12 protein-coding genes are annotated in these 18,468 nt (G+C 48.8%); 5 read left to right on the top strand and 7 right to left on the bottom strand.

Features of this window, described 5'->3' with window-relative positions; all coding sequences use genetic code 11:
• Window positions 1-110: 110 nt before the first annotated feature.
• Both B9Y93_RS13200 and B9Y93_RS13195 read right to left on the bottom strand, forming a co-directional pair.
• Complete coding sequence (locus B9Y93_RS13200; RefSeq protein ID WP_085494879.1) at window positions 111-695, bottom strand: maltose acetyltransferase domain-containing protein; 585 nt, start codon at window positions 693-695, stop codon at window positions 111-113.
• Window positions 696-884: 189 nt separating this feature from the next.
• Window positions 885-1,574: a TorD/DmsD family molecular chaperone gene (locus B9Y93_RS13195; protein ID WP_085494878.1), complete on the bottom strand. Its 690-nt coding sequence runs from the start codon at window positions 1,572-1,574 to the stop codon at window positions 885-887.
• A gap of 510 nt (window positions 1,575-2,084) precedes the next feature.
• Here B9Y93_RS13195 and B9Y93_RS13185 point away from each other — a divergent pair.
• From B9Y93_RS13185 to B9Y93_RS13165, 5 genes are all read left to right on the top strand, one after another.
• The gene (locus B9Y93_RS13185; RefSeq protein ID WP_085494876.1) at window positions 2,085-3,014 is read left to right on the top strand and encodes an AraC family transcriptional regulator; all 930 of its coding nucleotides are present in this window, start codon (window positions 2,085-2,087) and stop codon (window positions 3,012-3,014) included.
• 89 nt (window positions 3,015-3,103) lie between these two features.
• Complete coding sequence (locus B9Y93_RS13180; protein ID WP_176228922.1) at window positions 3,104-4,987, top strand: class I mannose-6-phosphate isomerase; 1,884 nt, start codon at window positions 3,104-3,106, stop codon at window positions 4,985-4,987.
• A 2-nt stretch (window positions 4,988-4,989) separates the two neighbouring features.
• Window positions 4,990-5,976: an ROK family protein gene (locus tag B9Y93_RS13175; protein ID WP_085494874.1), complete on the top strand. Its 987-nt coding sequence runs from the start codon at window positions 4,990-4,992 to the stop codon at window positions 5,974-5,976.
• A gap of 120 nt (window positions 5,977-6,096) precedes the next feature.
• The gene (locus B9Y93_RS13170) at window positions 6,097-8,604 is read left to right on the top strand and encodes a glycoside hydrolase family 38 N-terminal domain-containing protein (protein ID WP_085494873.1); all 2,508 of its coding nucleotides are present in this window, start codon (window positions 6,097-6,099) and stop codon (window positions 8,602-8,604) included.
• Window positions 8,605-9,001: 397 nt separating this feature from the next.
• Window positions 9,002-10,087, top strand: coding sequence for a M24 family metallopeptidase (locus B9Y93_RS13165; protein ID WP_085494872.1), 1,086 nt, complete (start codon window positions 9,002-9,004; stop codon window positions 10,085-10,087).
• Window positions 10,088-10,856: 769 nt separating this feature from the next.
• Here the strand turns inward: B9Y93_RS13165 and B9Y93_RS13160 are convergent.
• From B9Y93_RS13160 to B9Y93_RS13140, 5 genes are all read right to left on the bottom strand, one after another.
• Window positions 10,857-13,574, bottom strand: a complete 2,718-nt coding sequence (locus tag B9Y93_RS13160) for an alpha-mannosidase (protein WP_085494871.1) — start codon at window positions 13,572-13,574, stop codon at window positions 10,857-10,859.
• A 1-nt stretch (window position 13,575) separates the two neighbouring features.
• A complete protein-coding gene (locus tag B9Y93_RS13155) occupies window positions 13,576-14,868 on the bottom strand; it encodes a glycoside hydrolase family 125 protein (RefSeq protein ID WP_085494870.1) in 1,293 nt (430 codons plus the stop codon).
• 115 nt (window positions 14,869-14,983) lie between these two features.
• Entirely contained in the window at window positions 14,984-16,456 is a 1,473-nt protein-coding gene (locus tag B9Y93_RS13150; RefSeq protein ID WP_085494869.1) for an ABC transporter substrate-binding protein, read from the bottom strand.
• Between the two features lie 45 nt (window positions 16,457-16,501).
• Window positions 16,502-17,419: a carbohydrate ABC transporter permease gene (locus tag B9Y93_RS13145; RefSeq protein ID WP_085494868.1), complete on the bottom strand. Its 918-nt coding sequence runs from the start codon at window positions 17,417-17,419 to the stop codon at window positions 16,502-16,504.
• Between the two features lie 17 nt (window positions 17,420-17,436).
• Window positions 17,437-18,375, bottom strand: a complete 939-nt coding sequence (locus tag B9Y93_RS13140) for an ABC transporter permease (protein ID WP_085494867.1) — start codon at window positions 18,373-18,375, stop codon at window positions 17,437-17,439.
• Between the last annotated feature and the right edge of the window lie 93 nt (window positions 18,376-18,468).

The following is an 18,468-nucleotide window of genomic DNA, read 5'->3' as shown; positions in this document are numbered from 1 at the left end:
TCCTTCTTAACAAAGGATGATGACACCGCCCTTTGGCGATTAACAGCATCATTGGGCGGCTGCACCTGCCTTGCAGAATACGCAGCTATCGTCTATGGTCATGATGATGCCTATAATTCCAGCTCCTTCAGAATACGCGCCGGATTGCCTCCTACCACAACATTGTTCGGCACATCCTTCGTGACAACAGCCCCCGAGGCGATCACAACGTTGTCGCCAACCGTTACTCCGGGGTTAATCACCGCTTGCCCGCCAATCCAGACATTGCTGCCGATACGCACAGGCTTACCGAGCTCCCTCGTTCCAAGCTTGCCTTCAATAAGCTGTGTGTTGCGCTCCTTGGGATCCAGTGGGTGTGCAGCAGTATAAATATGTACCCCCGGCGCCATAAAGCAATGGTCGCCAATATGAACCTCGCACACATCCAAAATGACACAATCAAAGTTCGCATAAAAATAATTGCCTAGATGGATATTGTATCCATAGTCGCACTTGAACGTCGGTTCGATATAGTAGTGCTCGCCTACAGTCCCGAGCAGCTCTTTGAGCAGATCTGCCCGCTCTTTATCATCGATCTCTGTGGTTTGATTATAGAGCCTAGTCAGCTGTCTTGCACGCAGTCGGTCCTGCACCAGCTCTGCATCCGCGGAGTTGTACAACTCACCTTGAATCATCTTTTCTTTCTCTGTCTTCATCCACATTCGCCTCCTCGCTATCCACTGCGGTATCATGCTCTTTGTACACATACATAACTGTAGATCAATGCATAAAGAAAAGCCACTCTTTGATCCAGGAGAATATTGTTCCCCATCCATAAAGAGTAGCTTCATATATACATGCGCTGTTCCATTCAATTATATTAAGATCCGACTCACTTCGGATGATTATTGCAGCAGCTGCTTGGTTCCGGTCTGCTCTGCCCATTCTGCCTCTCTTGCCAAGAAGTCTTGCAGCAGCTGACCAATTGCCTTATAAATCGGGTGATCGGCATGCTGTTCCAGATCCCGACCGAACTTCAGCGCCCAGCGCTTCAAGTGCAAGAGAACGAAGTCGCGTTGACCGTTCATATAGCGCTGATATCGCTCTTCATTCATCACCGTACCGAGCATTTTTTCGATAAGCACTGCCATAAATTCCAGCTCTACTGCGATATGATCATCGGGTTCACCATGCATTTTTTTGAAATACAAGCTGAAATCCGCGTACATCTCTCTTACTTCTTGCGCATATGATTTTGGAATCATATGTTCAGAAGCTCGATACATTGTCTCACAAGGCGTAACTGGCAATTCCCCGCCTCTGCTGAACAAGCGGCGATATTCCTCACGCAGCGAGGCAAACTCGTCATAAAGGTCCTGATTGGCGATCAACTTCAACTCTTCATGCAGTCGCCGCGCACCCCGGGATAACTCAGACAGTCGTGAAAGCTCCGGATGATTGCGCCACGAAACCAAACTCTCTAATGCAGGCGTGTCACCCAGAAAATCAACCAGCAGTTGATAAGCAGCCTTACGAATTTCTAAATGGTCCACAACCTGTTCCTTCCATTGAGTTTGTTCTTCCATCGTTGGCATCTTCTTCCCCTCCGTACGATCTATCTAAAATTGTTTGTATACCCTTTCTACTTCCATTTTCCCACAGCTTAGCGGGAATAACTGTGACAAAATATAAACATTCAGCTGTCTGTGTGACAAGGCTGTGAACCCCATCTCAGCACGAGATCATATCATTCTCTGACCGCGAGCAGTTGGTAAACTAATGAAATATAATTTGAAATATTTTACAGAATTACAGCCTTCTCAGGCATACTGTTTTCTTTGGGATTTCACTGCGTTTAACGAACAATAGCACAATATGAAGAACGAGAGCCGCGAAGGCAGCAATAGCTTTTCCAGCATGCCATCTATAACGGTATTTCGTACAAATCTTATGATCCACATCTTATAAATCAAGGTATTGTGATTGTCCATAACTAATGTGATGATAGTGAATAAACCATGATGAACAAGCTTCATACTAGGCAACAACATCATGATAATAGACATCATGTTCATGAGGATATGTCCTGAACAGGAGGATACCCGATGATTACACAAGCCTGCTATCGCAGAGCCAATCAAATATGCAACCGAGAGCTGACCCAGCTAAGCACTTCCGGCTTAACGGTGCCGATTCTATATTGGGGCTTCATGCCCGCCCATTATGACAACTCCCCGCATCGCCATTCTTTCTTCGAGGCGTGTTATGTGATGGAGGGAGAGGGCTTCTATATGGAAAATGATCTTTCTTTTCCACTTCAAAAAGGAACGTCCTTTTTATCCTTTCCCGGAATATGGCATCAAATACGGAGTCAATCAGGACTTGCCCTATGCTATGTTGCCTTTGAGGTCAAAGAGGAAGAAACCAGCCTCCATTACAACCAGCTCTTTCACGCCCTGACCGCTCAAGGGCAACCCGTCGTGCAGCAGGCGGATCACGAGCCTACAGGACATCTATGGAATGCGCTGCTGTCCATGTTTCACACGTCACAGCCTGTCCTTCCTGCACTGCTGGAGCAGGTGTCTGTGTCATTGGTGCAATCCTTGCTTAATCTGCACAGTGATCGCCCCACAGTGTCTCATGAACGTGTGTCAGACAAACCGCTTGAGGAGAATCTGCTGCTGCGCCAGGCCAAATTATTTATCGATGACAACCTGACAGAAGAGCTTACCCTCGCGATGGTATCCAATCATCTGCATATCTCTTCTCGTCATCTGACCCGCTTGTTTCAGGAGCATATGAGCCAGTCCTTTGTTCACTATATTCAAGAGCGCCGGGTACAGCTGGCTGCTCAGCTCCTGCTTCATGAGCATCTACCAATCAAGGATATTGCCTCACGCTGCGGCTTCCAGTCCGTGCATTATTTCACACGTATCTTCACGCAAAAGCTTGGTGTGTCCCCAGCCAAGTTCCGGCGCTCCCAATTCGCCGAAGGACGATCCGGCAAAGAACAATTCTCCAACCACATGTCCTGATTGTGCAAAAGCTAAGCTTGATTGTTCAAAGACGCTGCCTCCCGTTCCTTATACAATGAAGGCGTAATAATAAGCCTACGGGAGGTTGCATGATGTACAACAAGAAGTCCCCATCTTTTAACGCTAATCCCATTAATGTTATAACACTTCATTCCGAGGAGCAGGCTGTGTTGGCCTCATCCATACTGGAAGGCTATGACACGACCATTGCACAGCTCCTGTCTTGCTGCATCGAACAAGAAGGCGCAGCATATAGGGCTGTCCTTGATGGAGCGAATGGTGCCGCATATGATCGATGGCTGCAAGCGCTGCGCACAGCATGTCAGACACATGGCATTCCTATGCTTGAGCTGCACACTGCTCGATACATGAAAGAGCCTGAGCAGCTTCTTGCCGAGTTCCATCCTTATTTAACCGATAACCGTGCATTTGGCGTCATGGCTTCTGATGTTGACATCGAAGCCTATTTCCACTCCACTGCGCGGGCTGATTGGCAGCATGAAGTGGATCAATTTCTGCAAGAACAGCAACGAGAAAGCAGCTCTAGCGTAGAGACGCAAAAGGCGCTGATCGTCACAGCTGGCCCTGGTGCTCGATTCATTAGCACCGAGTCCCATGTGAGCTTGTACTGTGATATTTCCCGCGAGCTGCAGCAGAAGCTGCATCGAGAAGGCATGGGAAGCCTTGGGCTAGGTCCCTGCAAGGACCCTGTCGAGACCTACAAGCACGCGCTGTTCCTTGAGTGGCCTGTGTGGGAGCACTATCGCAAGCGGGAATTGTATGCCTTCGATTACTACGTGGATATGAACGATCAGGATCATCCGATCTCCATCACCACTTCGTCGCTTAAGGGATTGTTCGGCGCTCTAGCCAAGCAGCCTTTTCGGGTAAAGCCATTCTTCGCTCCCGGCATCTGGGGAGGGCAATACCTGAAGCAGCTGTGCAACTTGCCTGAAGACGAATGGGATAACTGTGCGTGGAGCTTCGAGCCTATCGCACCAGAGAATACGCTGCTCGTTGGCGTGGAGGGACACATGCTTGAACTGCCGTTCCCCCTCCTTCTGCAGGCTTATCCAGAGCAGGTGCTTGGCAGCCGCAATGTGAAGCTGTTCGGGGATTACTTCCCTATCCGCTTTAATTATCTGGATACGATCGACGGAGACAATCTCTCCTTGCAGGTGCATCCGCAGCAGGCTTACATCGAGGAGACATTCAATGATCGCCTGACACAGCAGGAATCCTATTACATTATGGAGCAAAAGCCAGATTCCAGCCCTTATGTTGCCCTTGGCTTCACGGAAGGCATGACGGGAGAGAAGCTGCTGGAAGCTGTGGATCAGGCCCATGAAAGCCATGTCCCGCTTGATCTGAAGCAGTATGTCAATGTGCTGGATGCCCACAAAGGAGATCTATATATGATCCCGCCGGGCACGGTTCACCTGTCAGGTCCGAACAATCTCGTATTGGAGATCTCATCGACCACCTGGTGGTTTACCTTCAAGATCTATGATCATCTAAGACTCGACAAGGATGGACAGCCTCGCCCGATCAATCGGGAGTTCGCTGCCGCAAACATGATCGATCGCTTTGATACTGCCTTTGTTCAAGAGCAGCTAGTGGCCAAGCCACAAATTCAGCGGGTACAAGGAGACAGCGTGGAGGAGCTTCTAGGCGAGCGTGAGGATCTGCTGTTCCAAGTCAAGCGGCTTCAACTGGCCGGTCCTTGGCATGATGAGACGCATGGAGCTTTTGTTATGTACAACCTCGTGGAAGGAGGCCGCGTACGACTCATTCCTGAGGACAACGAGGAAGCTGCTGTGGAATGGGGCTATGCCGAAGCCCAGATTGTTCCAGCTGAAGTTGGCCGCTATCGCATCGAACCGATCGACGATCAGCCTTGCACGCTGATTTGCGCCCAGGTAGCTCCAAGCTGGAATACTCCGCTGCTGCCGCATCATTGGAAGGCGGAATAACGATGGAACAGCGACCGGACTTCTCGCAAGAAGAAGGAGAGATGCAGTCGAGCCCGCACACCATCCTGACGCTCGCCATTGATGCGGGAGGAACCTTCTTGAAAGGCTGTCTATTGGATCAGGGGATTCTGCTTCCAGACACATTCGTACAGCAGCCTTCTCGATCAGAGGCAGAAGCCGAGGAGATCATTCAAGGGCTGACGGATCTATGCATGCATATGGTGGAACGCTATCTGGCAGCCGCTGATTCTGAGCAGCGCGTTCAGTTCCGCATTGGAGTAGCCTTTCCTGGTCCGTTCGACTACGAGCAGGGCATCTGCCTCATTCAAGGGCTTGGCAAGTATGAGCAGCTGTACGGATACAATATTCGCTCTCTGCTTCGAGAAGAGTTGAAGAAAAGGGCAGCTCTTCAGTCGGATCATACATGGATGCAAAACCTGCTGGCTGCTGATATTTTGTTCAACAATGACGCCACCTTATTTGCCCTTGGCGTAAGCAGACACTATCCCACAAGCAAGCTTCTGTGCCTCACGCTCGGAACTGGTCTAGGTTCAGCCTTTGTCAGCCATAGACAGATCGTTCAAGGAAGAGACGGCGTGCCCGACAACGGGATGCTGTATGCCGAGCGATTTGAAGGCGTAGAGGTGGACTCGCAATTCGGACGAAGAGGCATCCTTGCTCTCGCGGATCGCCTGCAGGCACGCAGCGCCCAGGAGGATGTGCATGACTTAGCGATCCGAGCCGGCAATGACGACTGCTTGGCAAGAGAAGTATGGAACATCTATGGTGATCGTCTCGGCCGCATGCTGAAGCCATACGTGGCTTCCTTCCAACCCAGCCACATCTTCATAGGCGGACAAATCGTGAAGAGCTGGCAGCTGTTCATCGAGCCGCTTCTACAGGCGCTTTCGCCTGAGCGACCCATCATTCAAGTTGAGGATCAGGTGTTGGAGCATGTGTTTTATGGCATTGATATGCTGTTTGATTGAAGCTGCTGCAGTTATGCTTTAGTCTCTACTTCATCATTAGCTATAACTCAAACAAAGCATCCTTACCCTTATCCATTAAGAAATCATAACTTTCACGATACATTCTGAGGAGGAATTCTCATGTCATTAGAACAGCAAATTCGCAAAGCGGAAGTTCCGATGCCAAGCAAAAAATGGACGATCTACGCCATTCATCATTCGCACACCGATATCGGCTACACGGAGCGTCAGGAGAAAATTGAGCAGTTCCATGTTGATTTCATTCGCCAAGCCCTTCACATCGCAACTGAGGCTCGCGCTGGAACTAAACCGGAATGGAAAGGCTTCCGCTGGACCTGCGAAACCTTCTGGGCGGTAGAACGCTTCTTGGAGGAAGCCTCTGACGATGAGAAGGATGCTTTCGCCCGTGCGATTATCCGTGGAGATATTGAGCTGTCAGGCACCTATCTCAATATGACAGAGCTGCCGGACTATGATCTGCTTAGAAGCATTCACAGCAAGGCCCAAGCCTATGCCGCAACAATTGGCCATAAGATAGACAGCGCCATGACAGCGGACATTAACGGCTATGGCTGGGGGTATGCCAGCAGCCTGCTTGAAAACGGCATTGAGCATCTTTTCAGCTGTATTCACACTCATCACGGCATGTACGCTCTTGGACGCAAGCAGCTGCCTTTCTGGTGGGAGACTAAGGATGGGAAGCGCCTGCTTGTCTGGAATGGCGAACACTATATGTTCGGCAACGAGCTTGGCTTCTGCCCGAATGCGCTTGGGAAATATATGATTCGTGATGAGTTCAGCCATATGCTGATCGAGCCTGAAGAGATTCATAATCAGATTGCATCCATTCGCATTCATCGCTATGTATCGCAGCTGGAGAAGGAGCAGTATCCTTATAACTTTGTGCCGGTTATGCTGTCTGGCCTGGGTACAGACAATGCCTCCCCTAACGCTCGCATCATAGAATGGATCACGGAGTGGAACAAGCAGCATGGAGATCAGATTACGGTTAAAATGGTCAGCTTGAGCGAGTTCTTCGCACGCTTGAAAGAGGAAGATCTAAGCCAGCTGCCCGTCCATCAAGGCGACTGGCCGGATTGGTGGACCGATGGCGTCAGCTCTACGCCCATGCATACCCAGATCTACCGCGACGCACAGCGGACACTGCGCAAAGTGAAGAAGCTGGACCCTCAGCAAGAGGCCGTAAGCCAAAGCGAGCTGGATGCTTGTGAACAAGCGCTTGTGATGTATGCAGAGCATACTTGGGGCTATCACTCTTCCATTGGCGAGCCATGGCATAAAAATGTGCAGCTCTTGGAGGTTCGCAAGCAGGCCAATGCCGCGATTGCCAGCGAGCGGGTATACCGTGCATTGGATAAAGTGCTGCTGGAGCAAGGAGCAGCTACGCTGTATCCAGAACGTCCGTACCGCTTCCGAATCAGCAATACGTCCAATGCTGCTGTGAAGGAGCTTGTAGCCTTGAATTTGGATGGCTGGGAGCCAGGAGCACTGCGTGATGGCGTTGAAGTGGTTCGCGAGGATACGGGAGAAGTGCTCGTGCATCAATTTGCGAATGTACAATCGATCATCACCGAGCTTGAGTTAGATGCCGGACAAACATGCATGCTCTCTATTCGACCGGTCACGCTGAAGAACAATCCTGGCGTCATGACTTCCAACACAAGACTCATCGGTGCGGATCAAGTATACGACATGGATGATCTGTATCCAGCGATTACAGGTGCCAACAGCCATTCCCCTATTCGCGTGACACAGAACGGGCTTGAGTCCTCGTTTGTACGCTTGGCTTGGTCCAAGGAACAAGGCATCTCGTCTTGGTTCAACAAACAATTGAACAAGGAAATGCTGCGTTCAGGCCGCGAGCATGGCGCCTTTACACCGATCTATGAGGTTACGCCTGCCGCTGATGACAAGATTGCCGCTCAGGTATGGAGCGTGCGCGCGCGCATGGGCCGCAATCGCAAAGGCATGCATGTTGAGCGCTCCATCGGCCAGCTTGCTTCGGTGCGCACGATCGATCAAGGACCGCTGTATACAACGGTCGAGCTGATGTATGATGTCAAAGGCATCTCTTACTTTGCATTGTTCCTGAAGGTGCATGCCAATAAGAATCAGATCGACGTATCCGTACGCTTCCACAAGGAGAGTGTATGGAATCCGGAGAATGTGTACCTCGCCTTGCCATTTACGAGTGGCGCAGAGAGCCAGGACACAGTATTTGCAGATAAACCGGGGGCGCTGGTCCGGCCTTGGAAGGATCAAATTCCTGGCACTTGTCTGGATTACTCCTGCGTGCAGGAAGGCGTCGCATGGCAGGACAGCGAGAATACGCTGCTCGTTGCAACACCAGACACACCGCTTATTCAGTGGGGAGATCTGGACTATGGCAGACGCTTGGTGCACACACAGCAGGCTCCAGATGCGAAGCCTGAAACCTATGCATGGCTGATGACCAACTATTGGGAAACAAACTTCAAAGCAACCTTAGGCGGGTTCTATGAGTTTATGTACCATGTTCGCGCGGATCACGCCCTAAAAGAAGATCATATCGCTCCAGTGCTTGAAAGCATGCATGATCCGTTCGTCGTTACGCGCATTCGCGGCTAGTAAATGTCTAAATAGCATCGTTCTAAAAGTTATATTCAAAAAGCTGATCTCCTCTCCTATTCGAGATGAGATCAGCTTTTTTCGAGATGATGGCAAGCCGTTCAGTGGAATAATGGTGAAACATGTCGAAATTTGTTCCACGGGGAACGTGTAGAATATGGAAATAGACGCAGAAAGTACGGTGCTGAATCACTTCTGCAATCAGCTGCATTATTCGCATTTTGTAAGAGAACATGATATCTTCAACTTATATGATTGGGATATCACCCGTGAGTCAACATGTCACGGAGCGTGAGAATCGCTGCAAGATCATAGCAGGCTGAGCTGCTATGCCGTCTCAAACCGGCACATGGCGATTAAGCGCAGAAAGACCTTAAGTGGAAAGGATGTTCGATATATGAGTACCACCGTCATTCAACAAGCGATGACATCCGAAGCATGGGATGCCGTACTAATTACTGATCCGAAGCATGTCTATTACCTTACGGGCTTTGCCTGCGATCCGCATGAGCGCTTCCTAGGCCTCGTCTTCACTCCTGACCATGAGCCGACCTTGATCGTTCCAGCATTGGACGCCGACAAGGCTCGTGAAGTCTCATCCATCAGCCATATTGTTACGCACTCCGATACCGATAACCCGTACGTGATTCTGAAGCAGCATCTGCCAGGCCAGTTGAACACCTTGGCTATGGAGAAGGCTCATACGTCCGTTTCGAACTTCGAGGCTTTGAAGCAGGCTGTGCCTGCACAGCAATTCGCAGATGCCGGACCGCTGCTTCAGTCCATGCGCGTAATCAAGTCCGCTGACGAGATCAGCCGTCTTAAGGATGCGATTGTCTGCATCGAGACTGTGCTTGATAATGTGGTCAAGCGCATAAAGGTCGGCATGGTTGAGATCGAGGTCGTAGCAGAGCTCGAATATGAGATGAAAAAGCAAGGCGCAGAAGGCCCTTCGTTCTCTACGATGGTGCTCTCAGGCCCTAATGCAGCACTGCCGCACGGCATTCCGGGTAGACGCCGCATTCAAGAGGGCGAACTTCTCTTGTTCGACCTTGGGGTCTATCTAAACGGCTATGCCTCCGATATTACGCGCACGTTCGCGATTGGCGAGGTAGACAAAGAAACGGAACGCATCTACCATACCGTGCTAGCAGCCAATGAGGCTGCTATTGCAGCGACGAAGCCCGGCGCAGCATTTGGCTCTTTGGACCAAACCGCGCGTCAGGTGATTACGGATGCTGGCTATGGCGAATACTTCACTCACCGTCTTGGCCATGGTCTAGGCATCGATGTGCACGAATACCCTTCTGTGCACGGTCAGAATACGGATATCCTGAAGCCAGGCATGGTATTCACGATTGAGCCGGGCATCTACGTGCCAGGCAAAGCTGGCGTGCGCATCGAAGATGACGTCGTCGTTACAGAGCAAGGAGTCGAGGTGCTGACCTCCTATCCGAAGCAATTGATTTCGATCGGCAAATAATAGGAATCCGCTCTACGCTGACTCTGCTCAAAGTTGAGGCAGCATAAAAGGTGCGCCACATTCAGACGAGTGTGGCGCACCTTTTCTCATAACGTATGATAAGATTAAAAAACTTTTCTTTAATACAATAAACAGCCAACAATAGATAAACAATCTTACGACAAAAAACAATCTCCAAGCCATAATCTCAAGCGTCTGATACATGAGAGACTTAGAAACACATGAGTGAGGATTGCGGTAGAGGTAGATTATGTACCCTTTTTTATCCGGTTAATCTCCTGTATAACGACATTGATGGGCTGACCCTGATAATCCTGATAGGAAGGTAGAATATCCATTACCGAAAGCACGTATTTTTGATCTACAATATAGAACATGCATCGATCATCATTCTTCTAGCCTTTTATCCCCTCTCCTAAAACGGGATCATTGAAGGTGGTGCTATTATCGTAGTGATTGATTCAAACAGTCCAATATAAGATGTTTCCTTCTCAGTAAACTATAAATTAAATTATCCTTATATGTAAATATAATACATATAATAATTTGTCATTTATATTGTGAACAAACTTAAGCTGTACCTGCATGCATCTCTGCTCTGTCGCGCCTTCTTCCTTGGTTGAGTCTCTATGCTGCAAATGGTGCCCTTATACATGCCGTTCATCTCTAAACTCGCTTCCACTCCTTCCACTCGTACATACCGCAATATAGACAAAAAAAGACTGCCTGAGTTCGTTACTCAGACAGTCTGTTTAACACCTATCTATGCTTATTTCTCAATGCCAAGCGTGAAGATCTCAGCAGCGCCAAGCTCAATTGCAGCGCCATTGTTGTCGTTAGCAACGGCTTCGCCTTTGCGCTCAAGCAGATCACTGCGATAGAAGCCCTTCACCGCTTCAGGGAGCTTCACTTTCAATGTGCGCGGCTCAAGCGCAACATTGTACCAGCGAGCGACCATGTTGTCGGTCTCCTCTGCCATCTTGAGGGAGGAGAAAGCCACTTGCTCGCCAGCCCACTCAAGGAAGGCATGGTTTGCAGGCAGGGAACCTGCATGCACGTCCGTTTGACGAACGAGGAACGGTACTTGGAAGCTATGCGCTTCTTCATACGCACCGGAAGTAACAACATCACCTGCATGTGGAATAATGGCATATTCCGCAACGTTAGTGCCGATACACTGTGCCTCAGGCGTTGGGAAGTAACCCCAGTCACCAAGCTCTCCAGAGCTTCTCATCAGCGTTACAGCAATCGTGTTCTTGTTGTCTTGCGATACTTCATATTCGCACAAGCCTTTGTTTGCTACCGTCAAGCCAAGCTTGCCGTCGCTTACGCTGACGAATGCTTGCTGATGCTGGTCATTGCTTGGGTTCTGCCATTCAGGAGCAGGCACGTTGTTGCGGCGCGCCACTTCGAAGATGGAGTCTGCCAAGTGTGTTTCTGCATCAAAGCCTGTTGGGAACAAGGCACGTACACGATGATCCTTCGATTGGTTGTCCATCGTAACATGCACATCAACGCGTTTCGCATCGCGATCGAGCGTGTAGCGTGTCACAATCGTGAACGCCACCATCTCTTTGGAACGCTTCGCCTTACGGTTCGGGAAGCCTACGATCTCAAGCTGCTCCTCATGAAGCAGTTCATCTGCAGATGCCGGAATGCTCCAGTTGTGCTTCACTTCGATCACCGTACGGAAAGCGGAGTCCTCCACTACTGTGCGCTCTGCGTCTACACCTTCTGTTGTCAGCGGCGTTGTGCCTTCTGGCATTCTATACATATATTCGTTGCCGACATCGCCAGCATCCTCATACACATTCAAGCCGTCATAGACATGGCCTGTCGCCTTGTCCGTCATCTTAAGCGAGCCATTCGCCAGCACTTCAACCTTCAGGTTGCTGTTCTCCATAGTAAAGTCACCAGTCAATTGGCTGGCAGCCTCAGGATTAGCTGCACCTGTTACCCATGCAAGCGTCTTGTAGCCAAGCGCAGGGATATCCTTTGCTTGAAGACGAAGCTTCAGGATGCGAGCCATGTATGGCTGACGGAACTTGTCCTTCGGCAGATCATAGCCGAACATAACACCGCCATCTATCCATTCACAGTCGATGACGTTGCCTTCTGCATCCATCACTGCGCCTGCTGCGATTGGCTCAACTTTCATTTCACGTGCAAGGCGAGTTGGGTATGCTTCGCTGAAGTAGCGACGCTTAAGCTCGATGGATACTTCAACGAATCCATCGCGGTTGTAGCCCGCTGTATTGAATACCGTGAATGGGAATGCTTCCTTGCCTTCGAAGGCTGTTGTGTCGATCGCGGGGATCAAGCCATCGATGGATTCACGGATAATCATTTCCGTCATATGCTTCGACTTCTCAAAGCGCGTGACCATCTCGCGGTGAACTTCATCTACGGAGCAGCCGCAGATGCTGTCATGTGGGTGGTTCTGCATCAATGTCTTCCAAGCGTAAACGAATAAATGATGCGGATACGGCTTGCCTACTTGATGCGCGAATGCCGCAAGCGGCTCTGCAACCTTCTCAAGCAGGGTTTGGTTCTCTGCGTTCATTTGCTTCAAGTACACACGGGAAGATGCTGTGTTTACAAGGGTATACCAGCCCTCTGTGCGTTGGCTGCGAAGCTCGCCATGAACCGTTTGCAGGTTGTCTGGAAGATCCTTCTTCAGCTCATCCACATACAGCTCGAAGTTGGAATGAACGAAGTCCACATCCGGGAACAGCTTCTTCGCCACTTCAATCGCATCGGACAAGTCCGTTTGGATTGGCTGGTGGTCACAGCCGCCCATGAAGAGCAGATGGCGTGTAGAAGCGAACTTCTCTGCATTTGGAATTGCTTTTTCCCAGTAAGCGATCGCTTGCTTCTCATCCACAGGCACTTCCATGCCGTTACAGTACCAGTTTGCAAACAAGATACCGATAACTTTGGAACCATCTGGGGACTGCCAGATCATCTCCGAATACGGGGATTCATAGGCTGCGTCTTCGGACACTTGGTTGTTGAAGCCCGTTGGCTTAACACCGCGGCCGAATGCCGCAACGTCAATATCAGCTTGACGAAGCATTTGCGGAGCTTGTCCCATGTTGCCGAAGGAATCTGGGAAATAACCAAGCTTCGAGATCTTGCCGCCATATGATTTAGCGTCGCGATGACCAACTTGGAGGTTGCGCACATTCGCTTCGCTGCTAGTCAGGAACTCATCCTGAAGAATGTACCAAGGACCAATATGAATGCGTTCTTCTTGAATATATTTCGTAAGCTTCTCCTTCATCTCAGGGCGAACTTGCAGGTAATCCTCCAGCATGATCGTCTGCCCATCGAGGTGGAAGCTCTTATAGTCAGGGTCTCTGTCCAATGTGTCGAGAAGGGTATCCATCAACTCGATCAAGAGCGCATGATGATACTCGTAAGGCATGTACCATTCGCGGTCCCAGTGAGTATGAGAGATGATATGTGCTGTCTTTTTGTTCGTCATGTTACTTCTCTCCTTCCGCTAGCCAATATTCACGATATACAAGCTCTGAGAATAAGCTGTTCGACCATGCAAACCATTCACGTGTGAAATGGTGTGGGTCGTCAGCATCGAAGCCTTCATGCATATAACCCGTGTCCGCATCTGTCGATACGAGCAGGTTCAGCACTTGCTCACGTTCTTCCTTCGTAGAAGCTGTCAGCCCTTGCATGGACAGCGCAATATGCCAAATATAACGATGCGGCGTATGCGGGCTGCCAATGCCTTGAGCGGCCTCCCCTACATAATAATACGGATTCTCCTCGCTTAGAATGAAGCGGCGCGTATTCTGATAGATAGGATCATCAGCTGTTGTATAGCCCAAATATGGGATCGCTAACAAGCTAGGCACATTCGCATCGTCCATCAGATTATAGTTGCCAAAGCCGTCTGTCTCATAAGCGTACATCTTGCCGTATTTCGGATGATTCACTACTCCATACGTTTGAATGCCTTCATCGATCTCATCTTTTAGGCGGCGAACCTTCTCGGCGAAGATTGCATCTTCATATACCTCTGTTGCGATCTCTTCCAAGTAGCGAAGAACAACAACAGCAAACATATTGGATGGAACCAAGTAGCCGAAGGTACAGGCATCATCACTTGGACGGAATGCAGACCATGTCATTCCTGTATAGTTTACAGGCATGCCCATGCCGTTATTCTTGAGCGTGTCCGTCTTGCGGCAATCCTGGCGCTGGAAGCGGTAAGGAGATTGCTCCATATGACGCTGCTCTGTTGTCCACAGATTCATGATGATCGTTGCTACTGTCTTGAATTCACCGTCAAACAAGGAGTCATCCCCTGATGTCTTCCAATACAGATAGCTGAGTTGGATCGGATAGCATAAGGAATCAATCTCATATTTGCGTTCCCATACCCAGCCATTAAGCTCGGTAATATCGCGGTGATGGATCTCTTCCAAACGAACAGGAGCTTCATTGAATGCGTTCGCATAAGGATCGATTTGAATATACTTTAATTGCTTGCGAACAAGTCCTGCAATGATGCGCTGCACGTCTGAATCGTCTTTAGCAAGCGGCAAGTACTGGCGAACCTGAGCACAGGAATCACGCAGCCACATGGCTGGAATGTCCCCTGTAAATACGTAGGATGTGCCGTCATCGTGAAGCTTGGTCGTCGTCTTGAGTGTATTAGGGAAGCAGTTTGTAAACAGATTCATCAGCTTCGGATGATCTGCAAGCTTTGTCTTCGCTTCTTCCATCACACGAAGTACACTCTGAGGTAATTGTTCCATTATGGCTTCTCCTCCTTAGTCTCTGTCTCCTATCTCATTATAGCTGAAAATACGATCAGGTGAAGCAAGTCTGTCTGCTTCACCTGATTATCAACCGACTGCTTATATTACGCTTTTATTTCTTGGATGCTTTCCACTCATCGATCTGAGCCTGCATCTCAGCCTGAACCTTGTCAAGTCCAGCTTGCTTGAACTTCTCAAGCGCCTTCGGTACATAAACGGCAGGGTCTACAGTACCTGTGAACAGGGATGGGTAGAACTCTTCACGCACGTTTTGAATCGAAGCCATTTCGGTCTTAACTTTGTCACCGTTGAAGTTGAAGCCAAGAAGCGGTGCATTTTTAGCAGAATCATTGAACTTTTGGAACTCTTCCCATTTGTTGTCTGGGTCGCTTGGAAGTTTGTCCAAGATGAAGAAGTTACCAAGAGTAAAGCTTGGCATGTCGTAGTTCTCTTGCTTCGCTGGCAAGTACTCGATGCGATCTTCGCCAAGACGTTTGTAATGATCGCCTTCAATACCGTTGTTCACCAAGTTACGAAGATACTTGTCTGTGTTAAGCAGGTTCAAGAATTCCATTGCCTTTTCAGGGTACTTGGAGTTAGCAGAGATCGCCATCATAGAACCTGTTACAGACCAGTTGTAAACGTATGGATCTTCTGCTGGACGGGATACAACAGGGTATCCGTTGCTCTCAGACCAAAGCGCATCTGCGAATGGCTGTGTATGAGCAAGGTCAGTCAACCATGCGCCAGTTTTCATTTCGTCACCGGATGTAGCAGTCGCTGCGTCTTGTTTCACATAGCCAGCTTTATAGAATTTATGCATCGTTTCAAAGTTCTTCAATACTTCAGGTTGCTCAAGCAAGTTCACGATTTTCAAGTCGCCATTGTCGTCGAGACGAACGCCAAGCGGCATGTTCTCGTTGACAAGGTCAAGTGGAAGCGTGAAGCGGAAGTCTTTACCTGCGGACAGCGGGTAAAGGTTAGGTTCGCCCTTCTTCACTGCTGCGAGCAATGGCTCAAGGTCCTCAAGCGTTTTCACACTGTCGATGTCAAGATTGTATTTGTCAACCAAGTCCTTATTATAACGGAATACTTTTTGAGCAGGCAACTCTTTGTTAACCGGAATTGCATACAGTTTTCCATCAATTTTTGCGCCTTCCAAGAAGGAAGGGTGAACGGTATCTTTGATGCCTTGACCATGCTGATCAAGCAGTTCTGTCAAATCGTAGAATGCGCCTTTTCTTGCGTTATTCACATAATCAAATGCCCATGAAGATGTGAATGCGATATCGTAAGGCTCACCAGAAGCAGATACAACTTGCATCTTTTGGTTGTAATCGCCCCAGTCATACATTTTCATTTTTACGGTAACGCCGATTTTTTCTTTTGTATATTCACTTACTTTGGCCATCACTTTATCCACGTCTTTTTGTGGAGTACCGATCGTTTGCCAGATCAGTTCTACAGGCTTTTCAGGAGTGCCTTCTTGGGAGGCTTCGTTTTTGCTTCCGCAGCCAGCCAGGAAGAGAGATGCCATCATGACAAGGCTGATGGACATAAGTAGCATTTTCTTTGTTTTAGCCATTTTATTACATCTCCTTAATGATCTTTTCATTGAAGTTTTTTATCTTTATTCTTTCACCGCGCCAATCGTAAGACCCTGAACGAAGTAGCGCTGGAAGAAAGGATAAGCACAAGCAATAGGTACAGTTGCCAATACAACGAGTGCCATGCGAGTTGCCTCTTGAGGCAGCGTGCGAAGCAATTCCAGCGATTGACCGGAAGAGCTCAGCTGAGCATTGGTGAGCAAGAACTGCATGCTGTTTTCAATTCGCATCAGCATGGATTGCAATGGTACAAGACTCGGATTATCGATATACAACAGGGCGTTGAACCAGTCGTTCCAATAGCCCAGTGTTGCGAACAACCCGATTGTAGCAATACCCGGAAGCGAGATCGGTACCACGATGGTAAAGAAAGCTCTAAGCTCGCCTGCACCGTCGATCTTCGCCGACTCGATGATGGCATCTGGCACCGTTGTGGAATAGAACGTTCTAAGAATCAAGATGTAGAACGCGTTCATCACAAGCGGCAGGATCAGTGCCCACAGCGTGTCTTTCAAGTGAAGCATTTGGGTAACAACGAGATACGTTGGAACCAATCCTCCATTGAATAGCATCGTAAAGAATGCAATGAAGGAGAAGAACCCTCTGTAGCTGAAGTTTTTGCGAGAAATCGCATAAGCGTACAGCGAGATAACAAGCAAACTAACAAGTGTACCAAGCACGGTAATCAAGATGGTCACACCGTAGGAGTGAAGAAGCTGGTCGCCTGCTTTAAAGATGTATTCATAAGCGGCGAAGCTCCATTTTTCCGGGAATATGGAGTAACCGTTCTTCGTCAAGGACTCCTCACTCGTTAAGGAGATGACGATAACAAACAAGAATGGGTACACACAGATGAAAGCAAACACACCGGCGATGATGTTAAACAGTACATTTATCGCTGGCGAGACGTGATGAGCGTCGCGATATTTTTTCTTACGCAAGGTAGATTCCCCCTAACTTAGAACAATGCATTCTCTTTGTTGAACTTGCGGACGATCCAGTTCGATGTCATAACGAGAATGAAGCCTACAAAAGACTGGTACAAGCCGGCTGCTGTACTCATCGAAATGTCACCTGTGACCTTAAGTCCACGATACACGTACGTATCGATAACGTTCGTCACGCTGTACAGCGGACCAGAGTCGCGTGGAATCTGATAGAACAAACCAAAGTCTGCATAGAAGATACGTCCAACGGCAAGCAACGTAAGAATCGTCATCAGTGTAGAGATAGATGGAATCGTAATGTGGCGAATCTGCTGCCACTTGTTCGCTCCGTCAATCATAGCCGCCTCATAGTAAGTCTTGTCGATACCGACGATCGCCGCCAAGTATACGACACTGGAATATCCGATCCCTTTCCAAAGGTTCAAGAACACCAAGATGTAAGGCCAATACTTCGACTCCGAGTACCAGCTTACTGGATCCTGTCCGATCCATACGAGGAATTGATTCAATACCCCTTTGTCAACGCTCAAGAAGCTGAATGTGAAGTAACCGACAATAACCCAAGACAAGAAGTGCGGCAGGAACATCCCTGTCTGATACACTTTTGCCAAGCGCTTGTTCACGATCTCGCTAAGGATAATCGCCATCGCTACCGCACACACGAGCCCTAGAATGATAAACACTACGTTGTAGAGAATCGTGTTTCTGGTAATGATGTAAGCGTCATTTGTGCTGAATAAATACTCAAAGTTCTTAAATCCTACCCATTCACTTTGCATGAGACTTGCCAAGAAGCCGTCACGCCCAATTCGATAGTCCTTGAAAGCGATTACGGCACCGAACATTGGAATGTAGGAGAAGAATAAGAACCATAAAGCCCCTGGAAGCACCATCAGCAAAAAGACTTTATTTAGATTCAAATGGTGAATGAAATTTTTGATGGGTTTCATCCGTTTTTTCCTCCCGTGCATTAGGTTTAATTTAAGATTACCTGATATGATACGCTTTCAATAGTCAACAAACTTTAGATTTGGTGTACAAAA

It is taken from the genome of Paenibacillus aquistagni, from assembly GCF_900177815.1.
GTDB lineage: Bacteria > Bacillota > Bacilli > Paenibacillales > Paenibacillaceae > Paenibacillus_B > Paenibacillus_B aquistagni.
The sequence above is the reverse complement of the archived record's forward strand: the minus strand, read 5'-3'. Positions and strand labels throughout refer to the sequence as shown.

Coding starts and splice junctions, on each gene's coding strand:
- B9Y93_RS13160 (WP_085494871.1), bottom strand. CDS start 13,574: ATGACGAACAAAAAGACAGCACATATCATCTCTCATACTCACTGGGAC.
- B9Y93_RS13200 (WP_085494879.1), bottom strand. CDS start 695: ATGAAGACAGAGAAAGAAAAGATGATTCAAGGTGAGTTGTACAACTCC.
- B9Y93_RS13165 (WP_085494872.1), top strand. CDS start 9,002: ATGAGTACCACCGTCATTCAACAAGCGATGACATCCGAAGCATGGGAT.
- B9Y93_RS13140 (WP_085494867.1), bottom strand. CDS start 18,375: ATGAAACCCATCAAAAATTTCATTCACCATTTGAATCTAAATAAAGTC.
- B9Y93_RS13180 (WP_176228922.1), top strand. CDS start 3,104: ATGATGTACAACAAGAAGTCCCCATCTTTTAACGCTAATCCCATTAAT.
- B9Y93_RS13185 (WP_085494876.1), top strand. CDS start 2,085: ATGATTACACAAGCCTGCTATCGCAGAGCCAATCAAATATGCAACCGA.
- B9Y93_RS13170 (WP_085494873.1), top strand. CDS start 6,097: ATGTCATTAGAACAGCAAATTCGCAAAGCGGAAGTTCCGATGCCAAGC.
- B9Y93_RS13150 (WP_085494869.1), bottom strand. CDS start 16,456: ATGGCTAAAACAAAGAAAATGCTACTTATGTCCATCAGCCTTGTCATG.
- B9Y93_RS13175 (WP_085494874.1), top strand. CDS start 4,990: ATGGAACAGCGACCGGACTTCTCGCAAGAAGAAGGAGAGATGCAGTCG.
- B9Y93_RS13195 (WP_085494878.1), bottom strand. CDS start 1,574: ATGCCAACGATGGAAGAACAAACTCAATGGAAGGAACAGGTTGTGGAC.
- B9Y93_RS13155 (WP_085494870.1), bottom strand. CDS start 14,868: ATGGAACAATTACCTCAGAGTGTACTTCGTGTGATGGAAGAAGCGAAG.